This window comes from Allobosea sp. P1_B10, assembly GCF_056406735.1.
In genome coordinates this window covers 353,342-374,641 of record NZ_JBFTZP010000004.1, presented here as the reverse complement: position 1 = coordinate 374,641, position 21,300 = coordinate 353,342, and the positions used below count along the sequence as shown (strand labels likewise).

The 21,300-nt window shown below is 65.9% G+C and carries 16 protein-coding genes; 10 read left to right on the top strand and 6 right to left on the bottom strand.

Annotated elements, in window-relative coordinates:
- A complete protein-coding gene (gene gmk / locus AC1D2L_RS12370) occupies positions 1–648 on the top strand; it encodes a guanylate kinase (protein ID WP_476846170.1) in 648 nt (215 codons plus the stop codon).
- A 184-nt stretch (positions 649–832) separates the two neighbouring features.
- Here the strand turns inward: gmk and rsmA are convergent, their stop codons facing one another.
- Genes rsmA through lptF form a run of 5 tightly spaced genes read right to left on the bottom strand, consistent with a single transcriptional unit; the run spans position 833 to position 7,585 of the window.
- On the bottom strand, positions 833–1,681 hold the full coding sequence (rsmA, locus tag AC1D2L_RS12365; RefSeq protein ID WP_476846169.1) for a 16S rRNA (adenine(1518)-N(6)/adenine(1519)-N(6))-dimethyltransferase RsmA: 849 nt from the start codon (positions 1,679–1,681) through the stop codon (positions 833–835).
- Positions 1,678–2,673, bottom strand: a complete 996-nt coding sequence (pdxA, locus tag AC1D2L_RS12360; RefSeq protein ID WP_476846168.1) for a 4-hydroxythreonine-4-phosphate dehydrogenase PdxA — start codon at positions 2,671–2,673, stop codon at positions 1,678–1,680. The genes rsmA and pdxA overlap by 4 nt, the downstream gene beginning before the upstream one ends.
- Before the next feature lie 40 nt (positions 2,674–2,713).
- Entirely contained in the window at positions 2,714–5,248 is a 2,535-nt protein-coding gene (locus tag AC1D2L_RS12355) for an LPS-assembly protein LptD (RefSeq protein WP_476846167.1), read from the bottom strand.
- 58 nt (positions 5,249–5,306) lie between these two features.
- Positions 5,307–6,395: an LPS export ABC transporter permease LptG gene (gene lptG, locus AC1D2L_RS12350; protein ID WP_476846166.1), complete on the bottom strand. Its 1,089-nt coding sequence runs from the start codon at positions 6,393–6,395 to the stop codon at positions 5,307–5,309.
- Positions 6,395–7,585, bottom strand: coding sequence for an LPS export ABC transporter permease LptF (gene lptF, locus AC1D2L_RS12345; RefSeq protein ID WP_476846165.1), 1,191 nt, complete (start codon positions 7,583–7,585; stop codon positions 6,395–6,397). Before lptF ends, lptG begins: the two co-directional genes overlap by 1 nt.
- 159 nt (positions 7,586–7,744) lie before the next feature.
- Between lptF and AC1D2L_RS12340 the strand changes: the two genes are divergently transcribed.
- The 3 genes from AC1D2L_RS12340 (at position 7,745) to AC1D2L_RS12330 (ending at position 10,222) form a co-directional block, all read left to right on the top strand.
- Positions 7,745–9,238, top strand: coding sequence for a leucyl aminopeptidase (locus AC1D2L_RS12340; protein WP_476846164.1), 1,494 nt, complete (start codon positions 7,745–7,747; stop codon positions 9,236–9,238).
- A gap of 124 nt (positions 9,239–9,362) precedes the next feature.
- The gene (locus AC1D2L_RS12335) at positions 9,363–9,815 is read left to right on the top strand and encodes a DNA polymerase III subunit chi (protein WP_476846270.1); all 453 of its coding nucleotides are present in this window, start codon (positions 9,363–9,365) and stop codon (positions 9,813–9,815) included.
- Entirely contained in the window at positions 9,812–10,222 is a 411-nt protein-coding gene (locus AC1D2L_RS12330; protein WP_476846163.1) for a hypothetical protein, read from the top strand. Before AC1D2L_RS12335 ends, AC1D2L_RS12330 begins: the two co-directional genes overlap by 4 nt.
- A 148-nt stretch (positions 10,223–10,370) precedes the next feature.
- On the opposite strand, the gene AC1D2L_RS12325 is transcribed toward AC1D2L_RS12330, so the two are convergent.
- Positions 10,371–12,242, bottom strand: coding sequence for an ABC-F family ATP-binding cassette domain-containing protein (locus tag AC1D2L_RS12325; RefSeq protein WP_476846162.1), 1,872 nt, complete (start codon positions 12,240–12,242; stop codon positions 10,371–10,373).
- Between the two features lie 380 nt (positions 12,243–12,622).
- Here AC1D2L_RS12325 and coaD point away from each other — a divergent pair, with 380 nt between their 5' ends.
- The 6 genes from coaD to pncA all read left to right on the top strand — a co-directional run bounded on the left by coaD (position 12,623) and on the right by pncA (position 21,298).
- Positions 12,623–13,123, top strand: coding sequence for a pantetheine-phosphate adenylyltransferase (gene coaD / locus AC1D2L_RS12320; protein WP_476846161.1), 501 nt, complete (start codon positions 12,623–12,625; stop codon positions 13,121–13,123).
- A 129-nt stretch (positions 13,124–13,252) separates the two neighbouring features.
- Positions 13,253–14,584 (top strand): proline--tRNA ligase, encoded by a 1,332-nt coding sequence (gene proS, locus AC1D2L_RS12315; RefSeq protein ID WP_476846160.1) that lies wholly within the window; start codon positions 13,253–13,255, stop codon positions 14,582–14,584.
- 142 nt (positions 14,585–14,726) lie between these two features.
- Positions 14,727–16,016 (top strand): lipoprotein-releasing ABC transporter permease subunit, encoded by a 1,290-nt coding sequence (locus tag AC1D2L_RS12310; RefSeq protein ID WP_476846159.1) that lies wholly within the window; start codon positions 14,727–14,729, stop codon positions 16,014–16,016.
- Positions 16,017–16,020: 4 nt separating this feature from the next.
- A complete protein-coding gene (locus AC1D2L_RS12305) occupies positions 16,021–16,716 on the top strand; it encodes an ABC transporter ATP-binding protein (RefSeq protein ID WP_476846158.1) in 696 nt (231 codons plus the stop codon).
- Between the two features lie 473 nt (positions 16,717–17,189).
- A complete protein-coding gene (dnaE, locus tag AC1D2L_RS12300) occupies positions 17,190–20,660 on the top strand; it encodes a DNA polymerase III subunit alpha (protein ID WP_476846157.1) in 3,471 nt (1,156 codons plus the stop codon).
- 8 nt (positions 20,661–20,668) lie between these two features.
- Complete coding sequence (gene pncA / locus AC1D2L_RS12295; protein ID WP_476846156.1) at positions 20,669–21,298, top strand: bifunctional nicotinamidase/pyrazinamidase; 630 nt, start codon at positions 20,669–20,671, stop codon at positions 21,296–21,298.
- The last annotated feature ends 2 nt before the right edge of the window (positions 21,299–21,300 follow it).

Below are 21,300 nucleotides of genomic sequence, written 5' to 3'. Positions count from 1 at the left end.
ATGCTCGAGACGACCCGCCCGGCCCGTCGTGGCCTGATGCTCATCCTGTCCTCGCCTTCGGGCGCCGGAAAGTCGACGCTGACGCGTAACCTGTCGCAGAGCGAGAACAATCTCGACCTCTCGATCTCGGTGACCACCCGTGCCAAGCGCCCGTCCGAGATCGACGGGGTGCATTACCGCTTCATCGAGCGGCGCAGCTTCGATGCCATGCGCCAGCATGACGACCTCATCGAATGGGCCGAGGTCCACGGCAATGGCTATGGCACGCCGCGCCAGCAGGTTGAGGAATCGCTCGCGGGCGGGCGCGACGTGCTCTTCGACATCGACTGGCAGGGCACCCAGCAGATCGTGAAGAAGGCGCGCGCCGACGTCGTCACGATCTTCATCCTGCCGCCGTCGATGGCCGAACTGCGTTCGCGGCTGGTGCGCCGTGCCGAGGACGCGCCTGAGGTCATAGCCAAACGTCTGGCAAATGCCCGCGACGAGATCGCGCGATACGAGGCCTATGACTATGTGATCATCAACGACGATCTCGATGCCGCCTACCAGTCCATCAAGGCGATCCTGACCGCCGAGCGGCTCAAGCGTGCGCGTGCGACCGGCATGGGGGAATTCGTCGAGTCGTTGCTGAACGAGACGCTGGCCTGAGGCCAAGGGCGGGGGCCGCTCGCAGCCCCATCAGCCCTGCGGACTGTGAGTATACGCGCAACCTCCTGCCGTCATTGCGAGGAGCAAGGCGACGAAGCAATCCAGCACGGCGTAGCGCACTGCCGCCTCTGGATTCCTTCGCTGACGCTCGCAATGACGGTTTTTGGCTGTCCAGAACAGGCCTCTAGAGCCGTTCGCCCAGCGCATTGGCAAGCGCCACGAAGCCCGAGACGGGGATCTCCTCGGCGCGAGCCGTCGGGGACAGCCCAGCCGCCTCGATCATCGCGGTGGGGTCCGGCAGGACGGCCTTCAGGCTCTGGCGCAGCATCTTGCGGCGCTGGCCGAAGGCGGCGAGCGTGATGCGCTCCAGCAGGCGACGGTCGCAGGGCTCGGGCGCAGCGCGCGGCACCAGATGCACGATCGACGAGGTGATCTTGGGCTGCGGCACGAAAGCGGTGCGCGGCACGTCGAACAGGATTTTTGCCTCGCTGCGCCATCCGGCGAGGATCGCCAGCCGGCCGTAATCGGCACGCTCCTGCGGCGTAGCGACGATCCGCTCGGCGACCTCGCGCTGGAACATCAGCGTCAGCGAGTCCCACCAGGGCGGCCAGGGCTCGAGGCTGAGCCAGCCGACCAGCAGCGGCGTGCCGATGTTATAGGGCAGGTTGGCCACGATGCGGGCCCTGGATCCGGCGAGGTGCGGTGTCAGGTCGACCGCGAGCGCATCCCCGTCGATGACCTCGAGCCGTCCCGGATAATGCGCGGCGATCTCCGCCAGCGCCGGCATGCAGCGTCTGTCGCGCTCGATTGCGATGACGCGGCCGGCGCCATTGGCGAGCAAGGCGCGGGTGAGGCCGCCGGGTCCGGGGCCGATCTCGACAATCGTCTCGCCTTCGAGCGGGCCGGCGGCGCGCGCGATGCGGCCGGTCAGGTTGAGGTCGAAGAGGAAGTTCTGGCCCAGCGACTTCTGGGCCATCAGCCCGTGGCGCTCGACCACCTCGCGCAGCGGCGGCAGGTCGTCGATCTGGCTCATGAGGCGGTTGCCATGCGTGCGGCCAGCCTCAATGCGGCGCACAGGCTGTCTGGCCGTGCGATGCCTTGTCCGGCGATGTCGAATGCCGTGCCATGGTCCGGCGAGGTCCGGATGAAGGGCAGGCCGAGTGTGACGTTGACGCCGTCGTCGAAGGCGATGGTCTTGATCGGGATCAGTGCCTGGTCGTGATACATCGCCAGGGCAGCGTCATATCCGGCGCGGGCGCGGGCATGGAACATGGTGTCGGCGGGATAGGGCCCCTTCGCATCGATGCCCAGCGCGCGCAGCGCGGCAATGGCGGGTGCCACGACCGCGTTGTCCTCGGCTCCGAGCGCTCCGCCTTCGCCGGCATGGGGGTTGAGCCCGCTGACGGCCAGACGCGGCGCGGCGATGCCGAAGCGCCGGGTCAATTCGCCTGCGACGATGCGGCCGGTCTCGACGATCAGTTCGGTCGTGAGTTGCTCGGGAACCGCGCGCAGCGGGATGTGGATCGTCACCGGAACGACCGCTAGGCCCTCGCTCCACAGCATCATCACCGGATGGGGCACCTTGCCGTTCGTCGCGGCGAGGTCGGCCAGGAACTCGGTATGGCCGGGAAAACCGAAGCCCGCGGCGTAAAGCACGGATTTGGCGATGGGGTTGGTGACGACTGCGGCCGCTGCGCCCGCCGTCACTGCGGCGACGGATTCGCGGATCGAGGCGATGGTACCGGCAGCTGTGGCGGAATCGGGCTTGCCGGGTTCGGCGGAGACGGCATGGCCGTGCGGGATCACCGGCAGCGCGTCGGGGAACGCAGCCTCAGCCTCGTTCCAGTTGCAAGCCCTCAGCGGGACAGGCAGGCCGAGTTGCTGCGCGAGGCGTCCGAGATGGTCGATGTCGCCGAGGCAGGCGAAGGCGGGCAGGCCGCGCGTTGTGCGCTCCTGCCAGGCCTTCAGGGTCAGTTCGGGACCGATGCCGGCGGGGTCGCCCTGCGTCAGCGCGAGCGGAAGCACGGAGACCTCACCTTGTCTGGAAACCGCGCGTCGAAGGCGGTCAACGCGTTGTGCTCGTGACGCCGTCGCCGACCGAGGATCCGCCGAGATTCTGCGAATAGGTGACCTCGCCCAGCGTCCTCAATTCGAGGCGGAACAGGATCGTGCGCGTATCCTTGGTCGCGCCGGACTGCCGGTCGGCGTAGCTCTGGGCGTAGCTGACGTCGAACACGGTGCACTCGTCGGTGTAGTTGATGCCGAACGAGGTCGAAGCCGTCTGGAACAGCCCGGTGTTCGGATAGATCGGCACTGCAGTCGTGCCGCCCGACGAGGTGTAGGCGGCGTAGACGTCGCGATAGCGCTCACGATCGTACTTGTACTTGTCGAGATCGAACAGCACGCCGGCGCGCAGGCGCCAGTTGTCGGCGATCTTGACGGAGCCGTTGAGGGACAGGCCCTCGCGGCGACGCGGAATGCCCAGATCGGGCTGCGGCTCGTAGCGGCCGTAGCCGACGGAGGCCGTGAACAGGGTGTTGGTATAGGTCGCGGCGGCGTCGATGCGCTGCGGCTCCCAGGTCCGGTCGTCCAGGCGAGCGGCACCCGACAGGACGAAATTCTTGAACGGTGAGATCTGAGCGCGCGCGACAAAGTCCGAGCGATCCGTATCGAGGCCGGAATCGAGGCCGACATTGGCGAGGTCGCCACGCGCGAAGGAGTTGCGGCCGGCCAGGTGATAGGACTGGCCGAAGAGCGCGTTGGCATAGCCGTCCGCACCGAAGCGGCCGGTGTAGCGCAAGCCGACATTGGCGCGCGTGCCGCCTTCGACCCGGTCGTAGCCGGAGAACTTGCCGTGCCACTCGAATAGATTGGTGTCGTCGAAGACGAGGCTCTGGGCGTCCTCGTTGGCGATGCGCAGGCTGTTGGTTTCGTTGGGGCGCGCGACGATCTGGGCGACTGGCTCGAGGATGTGCGTGCCCCAGCCCGTCTTGGCGACGAAGGGATACTTGTACATCAGGCCGATGGCCGGCATGGCGCGGCCGAACACCTCGTCGGAGGTGTCCATCAGCGAGGGCAGGTTGGCGTTGGCGTAACCCGTCGTCGACGGATTGACCGAGAACACGTCGGCACGCAGCGAGGCGTAAGGCGTCCAGACCTGTCCGATCGGGTCGATGAAGTTGCGGCGCCAGGAGACTTCGGCCGTCGCGCGGGCGACGTTGCCGGCCAGGCCGCGCACGATGCACTGGTCCTTGGTGTAGACGGCGCAGCCGTCATAGAGCGAATAGGTCGGCGTGTTGATCAGGAAGGTCTTCTGCTCGGGGATCTGCTGGTAGGCGGCAGCGTCCCTCTGCAGGAAGGTGGCATTGGCGGTGACGGTCAACTCGCCGCCGATGACGGCGGGCTTGTGGACGCGCTTGTCGTAGTCGAGCACCGGCAGCACGGTCGGCTGCTGCTTCTGCCAGTCGCTCGACGTCAGCGGCTGGAAATAGTAGCCACGCAGGTCGAACCAGGCGGTCGAGCTCTGGCCGTTGAGATAGGCCGTCGAGATCGATTCCTGCAGATAGGTCGTCGCGCTCATCGCCTCGTTGAGGATGCGATAGTTCTTGTAGAACCAGCGATCGGTCGACATCGCGGCGTTCCAGCCGAACGTCCAGCGCGGATTGAGATAGAACTTGCCCGAGGTCTCGATCGAGCCGCGGAAATCCTTGTCGCCGGCGCCCAGCGGTGTCGGCAGGAACGCGGTGGGTTCCTGCTGGAAGATGCCCGAGGCGCGGATCTTGTAGGAACCGTTGACCAGGCGGTGGCGCCATTCGACCTGGCCGAGCAGGCCCTGGCGGCTGAGATAGGTCGGCGAGACCGTGAGGTCGTAGTTCGGCGCGAGGTTGAAGAAATAGGGCAGGCCGACGCCATAGCCGAGCGCGCCGGTGTTGAGGAATTTCGGCGTCAGGAAGCCCGACTTGCGCTTAACCGTCGAGTCCGGGCCCGACATGTAGGGGATGTAGGCCAGCGGCACGCCGGCGAACTCGACGCGTGCCTCCTCGTAATAGATCGTCTGCTCGGACTTCTTGTGAATGATGCGCGCGGCGCGGACCTGCCACAGCGGCGGCTTTTCCGGGTTGTCCTTGCAGGGCTCGCAGGCGGTGTAGATGCCCTTGTCGAAGATGAAGGTCTCGCCGTCGGTGCGCTCGGCGCGCGGCGAGGTGAAGCGCGTCTTGTCGGGATTCACCACGCGCAGAGAATCGATGAAGCCGTCGCGGAAATCGTCGGTCAGGTTGAAGCGGTCGCCAGTGATGACGGTGCCGTTGGTCTCGGTGATCCGGGCATTGCCGGTCGCGACGACGCGCTTGCCAGCGCGGTCATAGACCACGCGGTCGGCTTCGATTGTACGGCCCTGATAGAGGATCTGGACATCGCCGACCGCGGATACGGTGTTGTTGTCCTTGTCGTAGACGAGTTCGCGCGCGTCGACGACCATCCGCTCCTGCGGCTTGGCACCTGCGGGCTTGGCAGCAGCCGTCTGGGCCGCGGCAATGCCACCGGCTGCGAGCATGTAGGCCAGGCTCGTGGCAAGTGCCGTCGCAGCAGCAAGGCGCGTCATGCGTCTCACACTCAAACTCACGCTATAAATCCAAAATTAACCATAGGCACAGTAAGATTTACCCGTCTTCCTGATGGAGGAGGGCCAGAGCTCCCAGCATCGTCCCGATAAGGGCGGGGAGCCAGGCCGCTATGACCGGATTCACGATTCCCGACGATCCGAGTTCCTCCGACAGCTGTGTCGCAACATACAGCACGAAGCCGGCTGCCACGCCACCTATCACCAGTCTGGTCACACCACCAAACCTGAAAAATCTTAAGGAAACTGACGCTGCCACCAGCACCATCGCGATGAGCAGCAGCGGCCGTGCCATGAGCGACTGGTAACGAAGCTCGTAACGGGTGGTATCGAGGCCTGCACGCTGGGTTCTCTCGATCACGGTGGGCATCGACCAGAAGCCGACGGCGTCGGGCGGGGTGAAACTTTGTCGCACCTGATCCGGCTCCAGCGTCGTCGCGAGCACATAGCTCTTGTAGTTCTGTGGCTCTTCCGTGGCGGAGATCACGCGTGCGTCGGTGAGCTCCCAGTAGCCGGGGCGGAGCACCGCCTGCTTGGCGTCGACGCGCTCGCTGAAGCCGCCGGTCTTGTCGAAGTTGAAGATGGCAACCTGGGCCAGGCCATCGCCGTCCGGCAGCGCGCCGGCCGCCCTGATGATCGCCTGACCGTCGACGCTGCGCTGGCGCAGCCAGATGTCCTGCGTGTTGAGCTGCTGGCCCGTGCGCGCGAACAGCCGCAGCTCGAGCGCTGTCGCCTTGCTCTTCAGCGAGGCCGCGATCGGATTATAGGCCAGGATCGAGACGAGCCCGATCGCGCCGGCGACAAAGGCCGCGGGCTGGAGGAACTGCCAGGCGGACACGCCGACCGAGCGCGCCACCACCAGTTCCAGCTTTCGACTCAGCGTCAGCAGCGCGAACATGCCGCCAAACAGCGCCGCGAACGGAAAGATCTGCTCGGCGACAGCCGGCGCCCGATAGAGCGCGAGCTGGATGATCAGCGGTGTCGTGGCTGCCGGCGAATCGCCGGCGCGCCGCATCAGCTCGACGAAGTCGAGCGTCCCGATGAGGAAGAAGAACGTGCTGAACACGCCGAGGATGGCGCGTGCGAACCGCTTGGTAAGATAGCGGCCGAAGGTCGATGTCAGCATCATCAGGCGCGTCGCAGCTTGGCTGTCAGCATCCCGATCGGCGCGAATATGGGTGCGAAGAACCGCGCCAATATGGGCCGCAGGCGCTCACCGAAGACGATCAGGGAGACGGAGAGCATGATTGAAACCACAGGCAGTATGTAGAGCAGGGCCGTGGCCCAGCCGGAGCGCACGGAGGCCGTCCAGGCGGCATAGGCGCCGATGCGGACCGCGCTGACGATCAAGATCGCCGCCTGGATCGCCATTGCCCGGCCCTGCCGGGTGGTGCGGGCTTCGCCGATCGCCGCGAAGGCGATCAGCATGAAGGCGATCGGGTAGAGCGGGGCGGACAGCCGGTTGTGAAGTTCGGCACGGAAGCGGCCTTCCTGGAGCTTGTAGTAGCCCTCGTTCTTGTCCTGGTTGAGCAGTGACCAGGTCGAGCGCTCGCGCGGCTTGTAGATGACCTTGTCGCCATCGCCTTCGCCGGCGCCGCCCGTTGCCTCGCCCGACAGGGCCGAGAGGTTGAGGGCATAGCGCTGGAAGGAGATGATCGAGGAGGTGTCCTGCTTGCTCTCGCGCTGGATCGTGCCTTTCTCCAGCATCAGGAAGCTGTTGCCCTCGACATCGACCGTGCGGCCGCGCTCGGCGATATAAATCGAGGGCTGATTGGGGTCGCGGCGATCCTGCATGAAGATGCCGACCAGCGCGTCGCCCGACTTCTCGCGGTAGTGGAAGGTCACGCCGGAATCGAGCGAGACGAACTGGCCTTCCTTGACGACGTTGGCGACGAAATCGGCGCGGATCAGCGTGATCAGGTCACGCAGGGCGCGAAAGCCCGACGGCATCACCCAGAACGTCATCCAGCAGACCAGGAGCGAGGTCGCCATCGTCAGCACGAGGAAGGGACGCGTCAGGCGGCGCGGCGCGACGCCGGCGGCATTCATGACGATCAGCTCGGAATCGCTGTTGAGGCGATTGAGCGTGTAGAGCGTGGCCATGAAGAGCGCGACCGGCGCAATGCCGGCGATCAGCGCGGGCAGCGAGAGCAGCGTCACGGTGAAAAAGATCAGAATCGTCTGACCCTTGCCCGTGAGCAGGTCGACCTCGCGCAGGGCCTGGGTGACCCAGATCACGCTTGTCAGGCCGACGAGGAGAACGATGGCCGCGACCGTCGCTATCTTCAGGATGTAGCGATCGAGGCGTTTCAGGAACAAGCGTGGCATCCGCTGAAAGGGTGGGGAGCGCAGGCTCCCTTGGACGGTTCGAAGAACACACCCTATGGTATAGGCGCAATCATGGCGCAAACGGGAATCGTTTGTGTCTGTCGTGTTTCGCCCGTCCGGACGCTTCAATCCCGAAATCGTGAGCCGATCATGTCGCAGCGCCTCAAGCTGGATGTCAAAACCCTGAACGCCATCGGCGGTCAGGATCTCGTGGTTCTCGTCTCGGAGGCGCTGGCTCCGCCGAAGGTGGCCGAGGAGTGGCTGGGCGAGGGGGCACACAGCCTGCTGGCGCGTGCGGCCGCCGCGGAGCGATTCAAGGGCAAGGCACTGGCCGGCCTGACGCTGCTCGCGCCGGATGGTGCCGGTTACGAGCGCCTGATCGTCGTCGGCCTCGGTGCGGAGGCCGATCGTGCAACGCTCGATTTCGCCAAGCTCGGTGGCGCCATCGCCGGACGGCTCGGGCATGGCCGCAGCGCCGACGTGATTCTGGCGCTCCCCGACGGCGAGATCACGCCGGAGCAGGCGGCCGATGTGGCGCTCGGCATGCGGCTGCGCTCCTATGCCTTCGACCAGTACAAGACCAAGACCAAGGAGAAGGACGAGGCCGAGCCGATCACGGTGACGCTGCGCGTGCCCGATCCGACCGCCATCAAGAAGGCGCTGAAGGCCCGCGAGGCGATCGCCGACGGCGTCAACCTGGCGCGCGACCTCGTCAACGAGCCGCCCAACGTCCTGTTTCCGGAAGAGTTCGCAGAGCGTGCCGCGAAGCTGGAGAAGCTCGGCGTCGAGGTCGAAATCCTGGACGAGAAGCATCTCCGGAAGATCGGCATGCGGGCGCTGCTCGCGGTCGGGCAGGGCTCGCGCCGGGAGAGCCGCGTCGTCGTGATGCGCTGGAACGGGGCCAAGTCGAGCGTCCAGCCGGTTGCCTTCGTCGGCAAGGGCGTGACCTTCGACACAGGCGGCATTTCGCTGAAGCCCGGCGCCGGTATGGAGGACATGAAGGGCGACATGGCTGGCGCTGCCTGTGTCACCGGCCTGATGGCTGCGCTTGCGGGCCGCAAGGCCAAGGTCAACGCCATCGGCGTGATCGGCCTCGTCGAGAACATGCCCGACGGCAACGCGCAGCGCCCCGGCGATATCGTCACCTCGCTGTCGGGCCAGACGATCGAGATCATCAACACCGACGCCGAGGGCCGTCTCGTCCTGGCCGATGTGCTCTGGTACACGCAGGAGCAGTTCAAGCCGAAGTTCATGATCAACCTGGCGACGCTGACCGGCGCGATCCTGGTCGCGCTGGCGCAGGAGCACGCCGGCCTGTTCTCCAACAGCGACGAGCTTTCGCAGCGGCTGTCTGACGCTGGCAAGGCGACTGGCGAGGCGGTGTGGCGCCTGCCGCTCGGCAAGGCCTACGACAAGATGATCGATTCGAAGTTCGCCGACATGAAGAACTCGGCCGGCCGCTATGGCGGCTCGATCACCGCCGCGCAGTTCCTGCAGCGCCACGTCAACGATTGCCCCTGGGTGCATCTCGATATCGCCGGCACCGGCATGAGCTCGCCCAACAGCGAGACCAACCGCAGCTGGGGCTCGGGCTGGGGCGTGCGCCTGCTCGACCACCTCGTCGCGGAGCACTACGAGGGGTGAGTGTTCCAGCGCCATCGCCATTGCGAGCGCAGCGAAGCAATCCAGGGGGACATGGAGTGTGTCAGCCCCTGGATGGCTTCGTCGCTACGCTCCTCGCAATGACGATGGGTGTACTGTGTCTGTCATGACCGAAATCCTGTTCTTCCATCTCCAGTCGCGCCCGCTCGAGCAGGTCTTGCCGACCATTCTCGACCGGGCGCTGGCGCGTGCGCAGAATGTCGTGATCGAGGTCTCCAGCCAGGAGCGGCTGCGCGCGCTCGACGATCATCTCTGGAGCTATTCCGACGAGAGCTTCCTGCCGCATGTCACGGCCATGGAGGCAGATGCCGCGGCCAATCCGATCGTGCTGACGACGCAACCTCACAATCCCAATGCCGCGAGCGTGCGGATCTGTGCCGAAGGTGTCCGTATTCCCGACGCATTGACGGACTACGAGCGCGTCGTGCTGATCTTCGACGGCGACGACCCCGACGCCCTGGCGGCCGCCCGCGAGGATTGGAAAAAAGTTCGCGCTGCCGGAGCCAATGCCAGCTATTGGCAGCAGGACGATTCCGGGCGCTGGGAGAAAAAAGCGTGAAACTACCCGTACTGCTGGTTTGTGCAGCCGCCCTGGGCGGATGTTCCGTCGATATGGGCGGATTCGCCTTCACGGAAAGCAGGCGCGGCGGCGTCACCACGACGACCACCAGCACCGCCACCGCCGGGATTTCGACGCGGGAGCCGGTGCTGACCCCCGAGGGCGACTGCAGTGTCGACGTCTCGCTCGATCCCTCGACGCGACCCCTGCCGCCGGCGATCGCCGAGGGCATCACCGAATGCGAGCTGGTCAGGCTCAAGCGCGCGCGGCCGACCGACGTGCTGGTTGGCGAAAGTGGCAAGGGCCAGCGGGAAACGCAGGTGCTCTATTCCGAGCCGGGTGGCCGCGAGATCTACATGTTCAACGACAACCGCCTGAGCAGGATCATCAAGCCGGGGCAGGGGTGAGGTTCGCGTTAGTCGCGGCAACACTTCGTCCCGCTCGCCCTTGTGGCGAGCTTCCACGTCTTTAACGTCGGGCTCGATGAGCGAAGAGGCGGCTGGTCGGAACAGGCCCGACCATCCGGTAATGATGTACGCCGCGAGCCGGCGCTGATCAGGCGCTTTCCAGCTCCGAGCTGAGCTCCAGCCATTCCTCTTCCGCCGCGGTCAGCGCTTCGGCCAGGTCGGCGCGCTGGCGCGACAGGACCAGCGCCTTTCCGGGGTCGCGCGCAAAGGCCGCGCCGTTGCCGAGCACGCCGTCGACCTTCTCGATCAGCCCGGTCAGCTTGGCGATGCGGGCTTCCGCGAGATTGAGCTTCTGCTTGAGCGGCCCCTGTGCCGCGCGCTTGACCGCAGCCTCCTTGCGATCTTCGACCTTGGCGGGAGCTGCCTCGGGAGCCGCCTTCTCGCGCTTGGCGGCCTTGCCTGCTCCGAGCACGTAGCTGCGGTAGTCTTCCATGTCGCCGTCAAAATTCTTGACCGTGCCGTCGCCCACCAGCCAGAGCCGGTCGGCGCAGGATTCGATCAGGAAGCGATCATGGCTGACCAGGATCACGGCGCCGGGGAAGTCGTTGATAGCATTGACCAGCGCGGTGCGGCTGTCGATGTCGAGATGGTTGGTCGGCTCGTCGAGGATCAGCAGATGCGGGCCGGCGAAGGCAGCGAGACCGAGCATCAGCCGGGCTTTCTCGCCGCCCGACAGGTTTTTCACCGGCGTCTCGGCCTTCTGCGCCGGGAAGCCGAACTGTGCTGCCTTGGCGCGCACCTTGGCCTCGGGCGAGTCGGGCATCAGGTCGCGCAAATGCGCGATGGGCGTGTCGTCCATCCTGAGCTCGTCGAGCTGGTGCTGGGCGAAATAGGCCGTCTCGAGCTTGGATGACTTGCGCATCTGGCCGGTCAGCGGCGGAAGCCGCCCGCCGATCAGCTTGCAGAAGGTCGACTTGCCGTTGCCGTTCGAGCCGAGCAGGGCGATGCGGTCGTCGGGCAGGAGCGTCAGGTTCAGCTTCGACAGCACCGTGCGGTCGCCATAGCCGGCGCTGGCGTTGTCCAGCACGATCATCGGCGGAGCGAGCGGGCGCTCGGGTCCAGGCAGGCTGAAGGGCTGCACGTCGCGGTCGACGATCGTCGCGATGGTCTCCATCTTCTCCAGCCGCTTGACGCGCGACTGCGCCTGGCTCGCCTTCGAGGCCTTGGCCTTGAAGCGATCGACGAAGGCCTGGAGGTGCTTGCGCTCTGCGTCCTGCTTCTCCTTGGCCTTGGAGAGCTGCATCTGCTTTTCGGCTCGCTGCTTGGCGAAGGAGGTGTAGCCGCCGCGATAGATCGTCAGCTTGCCGCCATCGAGATGCAGGATGTGGTCGACGCAGGTGTCGAGCAGTTCGCGATCATGGCTGACAACCAGCACGGTGTGCGGGTAGCGCTCGAGATAATCGTAGAGCCAGAGCGTGCCCTCGAGGTCGAGATAGTTGGTGGGCTCGTCGAGCAGCAGCAAATCGGGCTCGGCGAACAGGACGGCCGCCAGCGCGACGCGCATGCGCCAGCCGCCGGAGAAGTCCGAGCAGGGGCGCTGCTGAGCCGCCTCATCGAAGCCCAGGCCATGCAGCACTGTCGCGGCACGCGCCGGCGCCGAATGGGCGCCGATGTCGGCGAGCCTGGTCTCGATTTCCGCGATGCGGTGCGGATCGGTCGCCGTCTCCGATTCCGCCATCAGCGAGGCGCGCTCGGTGTCGGCTGCGAGCACGACCTCGATCAGCGATTCCGGTCCGCCCGGTGCTTCCTGCGCGACGCCGCCGATGCGACGGCCCTTGGGGAGGCTGACCGTGCCGCCCTCCGGCGAAAGATCGCCGGTGATGATGTTGAACAGCGTGGTCTTGCCGGTGCCGTTGCGGCCCACGAGCCCGACTCGCGAGCCGTCGGGAAGCGAAGCGCTCGCGTGATCGAGCAAAAGCCGCTCGCCCAGACGGTAGGTGATGTCGTTGATCGTAAGCATGGGGGCGGTTTAGGCGGGAATTCGTGTGCAGCGCAATGCGAAAGGCAAGAACGGCGTCCAGGTCACGTTTTCGTCACAGTCTCGCCTCTTGTCAGCCTGACCTCGGCATAACCTAGCGTTACTCGAAGGTTCCGCGATTCGCGCAAGGGTTGCCATGAAGTTCGCGCCTAGCTCCGCCAGTCGAAACCGCAGCTCAGCTGCGGCCATTGTCCTTGCGACGTTGTCGGCTCTCGCCGGAAGCGTCGCAGCCGTTGCTGCATTGCTCCCGCTTTCCTGAGCGCGCCTCGACGAATCCTCGTCGGTTCCTTTGTCGGGTCGACAAGGAGCCCGACGATTGCTCGCGGCTTGTCGAGAACGCAGGCAGCGGCTAACGCTGAGACATGAGCCGCATCGCTTTTTACGCCGGGTCTTTCGACCCCGTCACCAATGGTCATGTCGACGTGATCGCCGGCGCCTGCCGGCTCTGCGACACGCTTGTCCTCGCCATCGGGGTCCATCCAGGCAAGACGCCGGTCTTCTCCGCGGAGGATCGCGCTGCGCTGCTGCGCGAAGTCGGTGGGCCGATCGCGGCTGCGGCCGGCGTGACGCTCGATGTCGTGACCTTCGACAATCTCGCGGTGCGGGCGGCTCGTGAGGCCGGAGCGACGCTGATGATCCGCGGGCTGCGCGACGGCTCCGACCTCGACTACGAGATGCAGCTGTCGGGCATGAACGGGACGATGGACGCGCAACTCCAGACGGTGTTCCTGCCGGCGACGCCTGCGGTGCGCCATATCACGGCCACTCTGGTCCGGCAGATCGCCGCCATGGGCGGGGATGTCTCGCCTTTCGTGCCGGCTGCGGTGAACGACAGGTTGAAGCGCAAATTCGCGCGGGCCTGAGCGCAAACACCGGGTACTGGCCGGAAGACGGCGTCGCAAGAGCTTGCAATTTCAGGCTCGCAATGGTGTCTCTGGCGGGACTGACTCGTGCTGCTGCTGCGCGATTCCACCTGTTCCAAGAGTGCCTTCATGCGACTTTCCCGCTACTTCCTGCCGATCCTGCGCGACACGCCCAAGGAAGCCGAGATCGTCTCGCATCGCCTGATGCTGCGCGCCGGCATGATCCGCCAGCAATCGGCTGGCATCTATTCCTGGTTGCCGCTGGGCCTGCGCGTGCTCGACAAGATCAACAAGATCGTCCGCGAGGAGCAGAACCGCTCCGGCGCGATCGAGATCCTGATGCCGACGATCCAGTCGGCCGATCTCTGGCGCGAGAGCGGGCGCTACGACGCCTATGGCAAGGAGATGTTGCGTCTCAAGGACCGGCACGACCGCGACATGCTGTACGGCCCGACCAACGAGGAGATGGTGACCGACATCTTCCGGTCCTACGTCAAGTCGTACAAGGACCTGCCTCTCAATCTCTACCACATCCAGTGGAAGTTCCGTGACGAGGTCCGTCCGCGCTTCGGCGTGATGCGCGGCCGCGAATTCCTGATGAAGGATGCCTATTCCTTCGACGTCGACCAGGCCAGCGCCCGCCACGCCTATAACCGCATGTTCACGGCCTATCTGCGCACCTTCGCGCGGCTGGGCCTGAAGGCGATCCCGATGCGCGCCGACACCGGCCCGATCGGTGGCGATCTCAGCCACGAGTTCATCGTGCTGGCCTCGACCGGCGAGAGCGAAGTGTTCTGCCACAAGGATTATCTCGAGTTCGATACCCCCGCGGTCGATACCGATTTCGACAGCGTCGAGGGCCTGCAGGCGCTGGTCGACAAGTGGACCAGCCTCTACGCAGCGACCGAGGAAATGCACGACGTCCCCGCCTATGACGCCATTCCTGCTGACAAGCAGCTGTCTGCGCGCGGCATCGAGGTCGGCCACATCTTCTATTTCGGCACGAAATATTCCGAGCCGATGGGCGCCACCGTGCAGGGCCCCGACGGCACCAATGCGCCTGTCCACATGGGCTCCTACGGCATCGGCCCGAGCCGGCTCGTGGCGGCGCTGATCGAGGCCGGCCATGACGACAACGGCATCATCTGGCCCGACGAGATCGCGCCCTTCGACGTGGCGGTGCTGAACCTCAAGGCAGGCGACGCCGCGACCGACGGCGCCTGCGAGCAACTCTACAAGGCGCTGCTGGCGAAGGGCTACGACGCGCTCTACGACGACACCGATACGCGCCCGGGCGGCAAGTTCGCCACCGCCGATCTGATCGGCGTGCCGTGGCAGATCATCGTCGGCCCCAAGGGGCTGGCCGATGGCAAGGTCGAGCTCAAGCGCCGCGCGGGCGGCGAGCGCGAACTGGTATCGCTGGACGAGGCGCTCGAGCGGTTCAAGGGCAAGGCGGCGTGAGGGTGTCCGCGGGCCCCTGCCGGCTGCGTCATGGCGAGCGCAGCGACACGACCCGGCCTCATGGCGGTCTGCGCCTTCCCGGATTGCTTCGCCACGCCGGCAACGACGACGGAACCGATTCCATGACGGCGGGGTCCAGGTCATGACCGATACGGTAACGGCACCCGCGGCTCCGACCGGCACAAAGCCATTCGCGGGTTTCGAATGGCTGCTGGCCGGGCGCTATCTGCGCACGCGTCGGCGCGAAGGCTTCGTCTCGGTCATCGCGGGCTTCTCGTTCCTCGGCATCCTGCTTGGCGTCGCGACGCTGATCATCGTGATGTCGGTGATGAACGGCTTCCGCAAGGAACTGCTCGAGAAGATCGTGGGCGTGAACGGCCACATCTTCGCGACGCCGATCGACCGGCCGCTGGACGACTACATCGCGGTCGCCGAGCGGCTGCGCAAGATCCAGGGCATCAAGCTCGCGATCCCGCTGGTCGAGGGCCAGGCGCTGGCCTCGTCGCAATATGCCAATGGCGGCGTACTGGTGCGCGGCATCAGCGAAGCCGACATCAAGTCGATTCCCTTCGTCGGCGGCAACATCAAGCGCGGCACGTTGGACGGCTTCGATACCGCCGGTGGCGTTGCGATCGGACGGCGCCTTGCCGACCAGCTTTCACTGCAGCCGGGCGACACGATCAACATCATATCGCCCAAGGGCGCCTCGACCCCGTTCGGCACGGCCCCGCGTATCAAGGCCTATCCGGTCCAGGCGGTGTTCGAGATCGGCATGACCGAGTTCGACGGCTCGTTCGTGTTCATGCCGCTGGTCGAAAGCCAGGCCTATTTCAATCGCGAAGGCGACGTGAACGTCATCGAGATCTTCGTCGACAACCCCGACAACACCCAGGCCGTGCGCGATGCCATCGAGGCCGATGCGCCGCGCCCCCTGGTTCTGTCTGACTGGCGCCAGCGCAATCGCACCTTCTTCAACGCGCTGGAGGTCGAACGGAACGTCATGTTCATCATCCTGACCCTGATCGTGCTGGTCGCGGCGCTGAACATCGTCTCGGGCCTGATCATGCTGGTGAAGGACAAGACCGCCGACATCGCGATCATGCGGACGATCGGGGCGACGCGGGGAACGGTGCTGCGCGTCTTCCTGCTGACCGGCGCGGCGATCGGCGTGTTCGGCACGCTGGCGGGGCTGGCGCTCGGCGTCGTCTTCGCCAAGAACATCAAGTCGATCACGGCCGGGCTGAACTGGTTGACCGGGGCCAATCTGTGGGACCCGACCGTTCGCTTCCTGAGCGATATTCCCTCGGTGATCGATTGGCGCGAAGTCGCGACCGTGGTGCTGATGGCGCTTGTCCTGTCGCTGCTGGCGACGCTCTATCCGGCCTGGAAGGCCGCGCGCCTCGACCCGGTCGAAGCGCTCAGGATGGGCTGAGGCGATGGACGCGACACGCGAAACACCGGCGCTCTTCCTGTCCCAGGTCGAACGCTTCTATCCGCAGAGCGATGCGCCGCTCGAAATCCTGCGCAAGGCCGATTTCGCGCTCTGGCCGGGCGAGCTCGTCGCGCTGGTGGCGCCCAGCGGTACCGGCAAGTCGACCTTGCTGCATGTCGCGGGCCTGCTCGAACGACCGGATGCCGGCGAGGTCTTCGTCGGCGGCATGGCGACCTCGAAGCTAGACGACAAGGGCCGCACGCGCCTGCGCCGGACCGAGATCGGCTTCGTCTACCAGTTCCACCATCTCCTGCCGGAATTCACGGCGCTGGAGAACGTGGTCCTGCCGCAGCGCATTCGAGGGCTCTCGAAGGATCTCGCCGAACAGCGGGCCTCCGAGTTGCTGACGTTCCTCGGGCTGGGTTCGCGGCTCGACCATCTGCCGGGCGAGTTGTCGGGCGGCGAGCAGCAGCGCGTCGCCATCGGCCGCGCGGTCGCCAACACGCCGCGGCTGCTGCTGGCCGACGAGCCCACCGGCAATCTCGATCCGCAGACCTCCCTCCACGTCTTCAGCACGCTTGTCGCGCTGGCGCGGGCCTCGGGGCTGGCGGCGCTGATCGCCACGCACAACCTCGACCTCGCGCGCCGGATGGATCGCCAGGTCACGATCCGCGACGGGCTGGTGGTTCCGCTGGACTGACCGTGAGGGCGAGGATGGTCGCGCGGTTGTCCCGCCGGCCGCGCTGCCTCCTCGGAGCTGCCGATTCCGCAAGGCGCCTGCGCGATCCCGTCGCTCTGGCGAGGAGCGCGCGGGAAGCGATTCTTTAACTCCCGATTGTCGTCTGCAAGATTTCGTTAACCGCCCGGCGATCGCGCAGGGCGGCGCTGACCCATCGATATTGACGAGAACAAAACAGGAATTAAAGTAGACATAGTTGGAACACAGGAGATTGACGATGATCGCTGCGCGCAAACTGGTTGTTGGACTGGCTGAAATTCTGTCGCTCGGCCTTTTCCTTGGCATGATCTGGGTGTGGGCTGCGCTGATGTCCGGCCCGGGCGTCTGAGCTGTCCACAAGGTGGAGCCCTGCGACCTCATCGCAGGCTGGCCGGTGACGCGAGACGGCGCCATAAGAGCGCAGTTCAGAGTCGCAGGCGGGCGAGAGGTCAGAGATGAGTCGGGAACCCGGCGATACACGCATCCTGTCCGAGGTCGGCTTCGTCCACCTCCATGTCCATTCGAGCTATTCGCTGCTCGAAGGTGCGATGACGGTTTCGACCATCACCAAGATGGCGGCGGCGGACGGGCAGCCCGCGCTGGCGCTGACGGACACCAATAATCTTTTCGGCGCCCTGGAATTCTCCGAGAAGTTCGCCGGAGCGGGCCTCCAACCGATCCCGGGCGTGCAGCTATCGGTCGACTTCGCCGACGAGGCGGAGGGCAGCCGCCGCCCGGTCCAGCAGACGATGCCGCATATCGTCCTGCTTGCGATGAACGAGGCCGGCTACATCAACCTGATGAAGCTCGTCACCGAGGCGGCGCTGGCAAGCGGCGGCTCGGGTGACCCGATCTCCTCGGTCGAGAGGCTGGCTTCCCATAATGGCGGGTTGATTGCCCTGACCGGCGGCTATGGCGGCCCCGTCGACATGGCGCTGCGAGGCGGGCAGGTCCCCCAGGCGCAGGCGCGTCTGGAGACGTTGGCCGGGATCTTTGGCGACCGGCTCTATGTCGAGATCCAGCGCCATGAGCGCGAGAACGAGGCGGCGCTCGAAGCGCACCTGCTGCGGCTGGCCTACGATGCCGACCTGCCGGTCGTGGCCACCAACGAACCTTTCTTCGCCAAGCCCAACGACTACGACGCGCATGATGCGCTGCTGGCGGTCGCGGCCGGCCGGCTGGTCTCGGATGGCGAGCGCCGGCGTGTCACGCCCGTGCATAATTTCGCCAACCGGGCCGAGATGAAGCGCCGCTTTGCGGATCTGCCTGAGGCGCTCGCCAACACCGTCGAGATCGCGATGCGCTGCACCTGGCGCGTCGGCCTGCGCAAGCCGATCCTGCCGCGCTTCGGCGAGGAGGGGCGCGACGAGGCCGACGAACTCCAGACCCAGGCCCAGGACGGTTTGCGGGCACGCCTCGCCAAGCACGGTCCGGCGCCCGGCTACGACGTCAAGACGTATGAGGACCGGCTGGCCTTCGAGCTCTCGATCATTACCCGGATGAAGTTCCCGGGCTACTTCCTGATCGTTGCCGACTTCATCAAATGGGCGAAAGACCACGACATTCCGGTCGGGCCGGGTCGTGGCTCGGGCGCGGGCTCGCTCGTCGCCTATGCGCTGACCATCACGGACGTCGACCCGCTGCGCTTCGGCCTGCTGTTCGAGCGCTTCCTGAACCCCGACCGTGTCTCGATGCCGGACTTCGACATCGACTTCTGCCAGAACCGGCGTGAAGAGGTGATCGACTACGTCAAGCGCCGCTATGGCGAGGAGCGTGTCGCGCAGATCATCACCTTCGGCACCCTGCTGGCGCGCGGCGTGCTGCGCGACGTCGGCCGCGTGCTCGAAATGCCCTACGGGCAGGTCGACAAGCTGACCAAGCTGGTGCCGCAGAACCCGGCCAAGCCGATCTCGCTGGTCGATGCGATCAAGGACGAGCCCAAGCTGCAGCAGGCGGCCGAGGAGGAGCCCGTCGTCGCGCGGCTCCTCGAGATCGGCCAGAAGCTAGAGGGCCTGCACCGCCACGCCTCGACCCACGCCGCCGGTGTTGTCATCGGCGATCGGCCGCTCGAGCAGCTGGTGGCGCTCTCGGTCGATCCGCGCACCGGCATGCGCGTCACCCAGTTCAACATGAAATGGGTCGAGCAGGCCGGGCTTGTGAAGTTCGACTTCCTCGGCCTGAAGACGCTCACGACGCTGACCACTGCTGTGAAGCTGATCGCCCAGCGCGAGATCAAGGTCGATCTCGCGAGCCTGCCCTTCGACGACCCGCCGACCTACGCCATGCTGGCCCGCGGCGAGACCGTCGGCGTGTTCCAGGTGGAATCGATCGGCATGCGCAAGGCGTTGGTCGAGATGAAGGCCGACCGGATCGAGGACCTGATCGCGCTGGTGGCGCTGTATCGTCCGGGCCCGATGGACAACATCCCGAGCTACTGCCGCCGCAAGCTCGGGCTGGAGGATCCGACCTATCTTCATCCGGGCATGGAGCCCTATCTCCGCGAGACGCATGGCATCATCGTCTACCAGGAGCAGGTGATGCAGGTCGCGCAGGCGCTCTCGGGCTATTCGCTCGGCGAGGCCGACCTGCTGCGCCGCGCCATGGGCAAGAAGATCAAGGCCGAGATGGACGCCCAGCGCGACCGTTTCGTGAAGGGTGCCGTCGAGGGCGGCATCAAGAAGGACATTGCCTCCGAGATCTTCGACCTGCTGGCGAAGTTCGCCGATTACGGCTTCAACAAGAGCCATGCGGCGGCCTATGCGGTCGTCGCCTTCCAGACCGCCTATCTCAAGGCGAATTTCCCGGTCGAGTTCCTGGCGGCGTCAATGACGCTCGACATGGGCAACACCGACAAGCTCTCGGAATTCCGGCGCGATGCGGAGCGTATCGGCATCAAGGTGCTGCCGCCTGCGATCAACCGCTCCGGCGTCGAGTTCGACGTTGCCGACGGCGCTATCCATTATGCGCTGGGAGCCATCAAGGGCGTCGGGCGGGTCGCGGTCGAGTCGGTTGTGGTTGCGCGCCGTGCCGGGGGGACGTTCAAGGACCTCGCCGATTTTGCGCGGCGCATCGACACCAAGATGGTCAATCGCCGGACCATCGAGGCCCTGATCGCGGCCGGCGCGCTCGACGCGTTGGAGCCAGAGCGTGCCCGCGCCATGGCAGCCATCGACGGCATGCTGGCACTCTCGAACCGCACCCGCGATGCAGCGCTCGGCGGGCAGTCCGAGCTCTTCGGCGGCGGTTCGGTGCAGGAGGCGTTCCGCATTCCCCCGGTCGAGCCCTGGGAGCCGGCCGAGCGGCTGCGGCGGGAGCATGACGCCGTCGGCTTCTTCCTGTCTGGGCACCCGCTCGACGAGTACGAGCATGTGCTCAAGCGGCTGCGTGTGCAGCGCTTCGCCGATTTCGCGCAGACGGTGCGAGTCAATGGCACGGGCGTCGCCAAGGTCGCGGCGTCCGTCATCGACAAGTCTGAGCGGCGCACCAAATCCGGCTCCAAGATGGGTATCGTCAACCTGTCCGATCCCAGCGGACAGTTCGAGGCGATCCTGTTCTCGGAGGGGCTTCAGCGCTTCCGCGATCTTCTCGAGCCGGGCAGGGCGCTGGTTCTGCGCCTCTCGGCCGTGCTCGATGGCGACGATGTGCGCCCACGCATCGAGGATGCCGAGGTGCTCGACGATCTGGCGGCACGCCAGAAGCAGGACCTGCTGGTCTACCTCCGGGATGACAAGGCGCTGACCTCGATCGCCGAGCGTGTGCGCCCGCGCGACGGCGTCAGGGCGGAAGGCAAGATCGCCCTGGTGATGATCCTCAACGATGGCGCGCAGGAGGTCGAGATCGAGCTGCCCGGGCGCTATCCGGTCAACCAGCAGATCGCGAATGCCGTGCGCGCCGCACCCGGCGTGGTCAGCGTCGAGTTGCGATGAGGCCTGCCATGCAGGATGCGAGCACCGCGCTCATCGTCGTCGACGTCCAGAACGACTTTTGTCCCGGCGGTAATCTGGCCGTGCCGGACGGGGATGCTGTCGTTCCGGTCATCAACAGGCTGGCCCTTCAGTTCGAGACCATCGTCCTGACGCAGGACTGGCACCCGGCCGGGCACGCCTCCTTCGCGACGAGCCACCAGGGCAGGGCGCCGTTCGAGCTGGTCGAGATGCTGTATGGGCCTCAGGTCCTCTGGCCAGACCACTGCGTTCAGGGCAGCGAGGGTGCAAGGTTTCATCCGGCACTCGACCTGTCTCGCGCCCAGGTCGTGATCCGCAAAGGCTTCAGGCGCGAGATCGACAGCTATTCCGGCTTCATCGAGGCCGACCGCAGGACGCCGACAGGCCTGGCCGGCTATCTCGCCGCACGCGGGGTCAAGCGCGTCGTCATAGCCGGCCTCGCTACCGATTTCTGCGTGAACTGGACCGCCCAGGACGCGGTGGCGGCAGGTTTCGAGACCTTCGTGGTCGAGGACGCCTGTCGTGCGATCGACCTGGACGGCTCGCTCGCGGCCTCCTGGACGCAAATGGCGGAGGTCGGCGTCCGGACCCTGCGCGCGGACGATCTCGGGATGCTGTGACG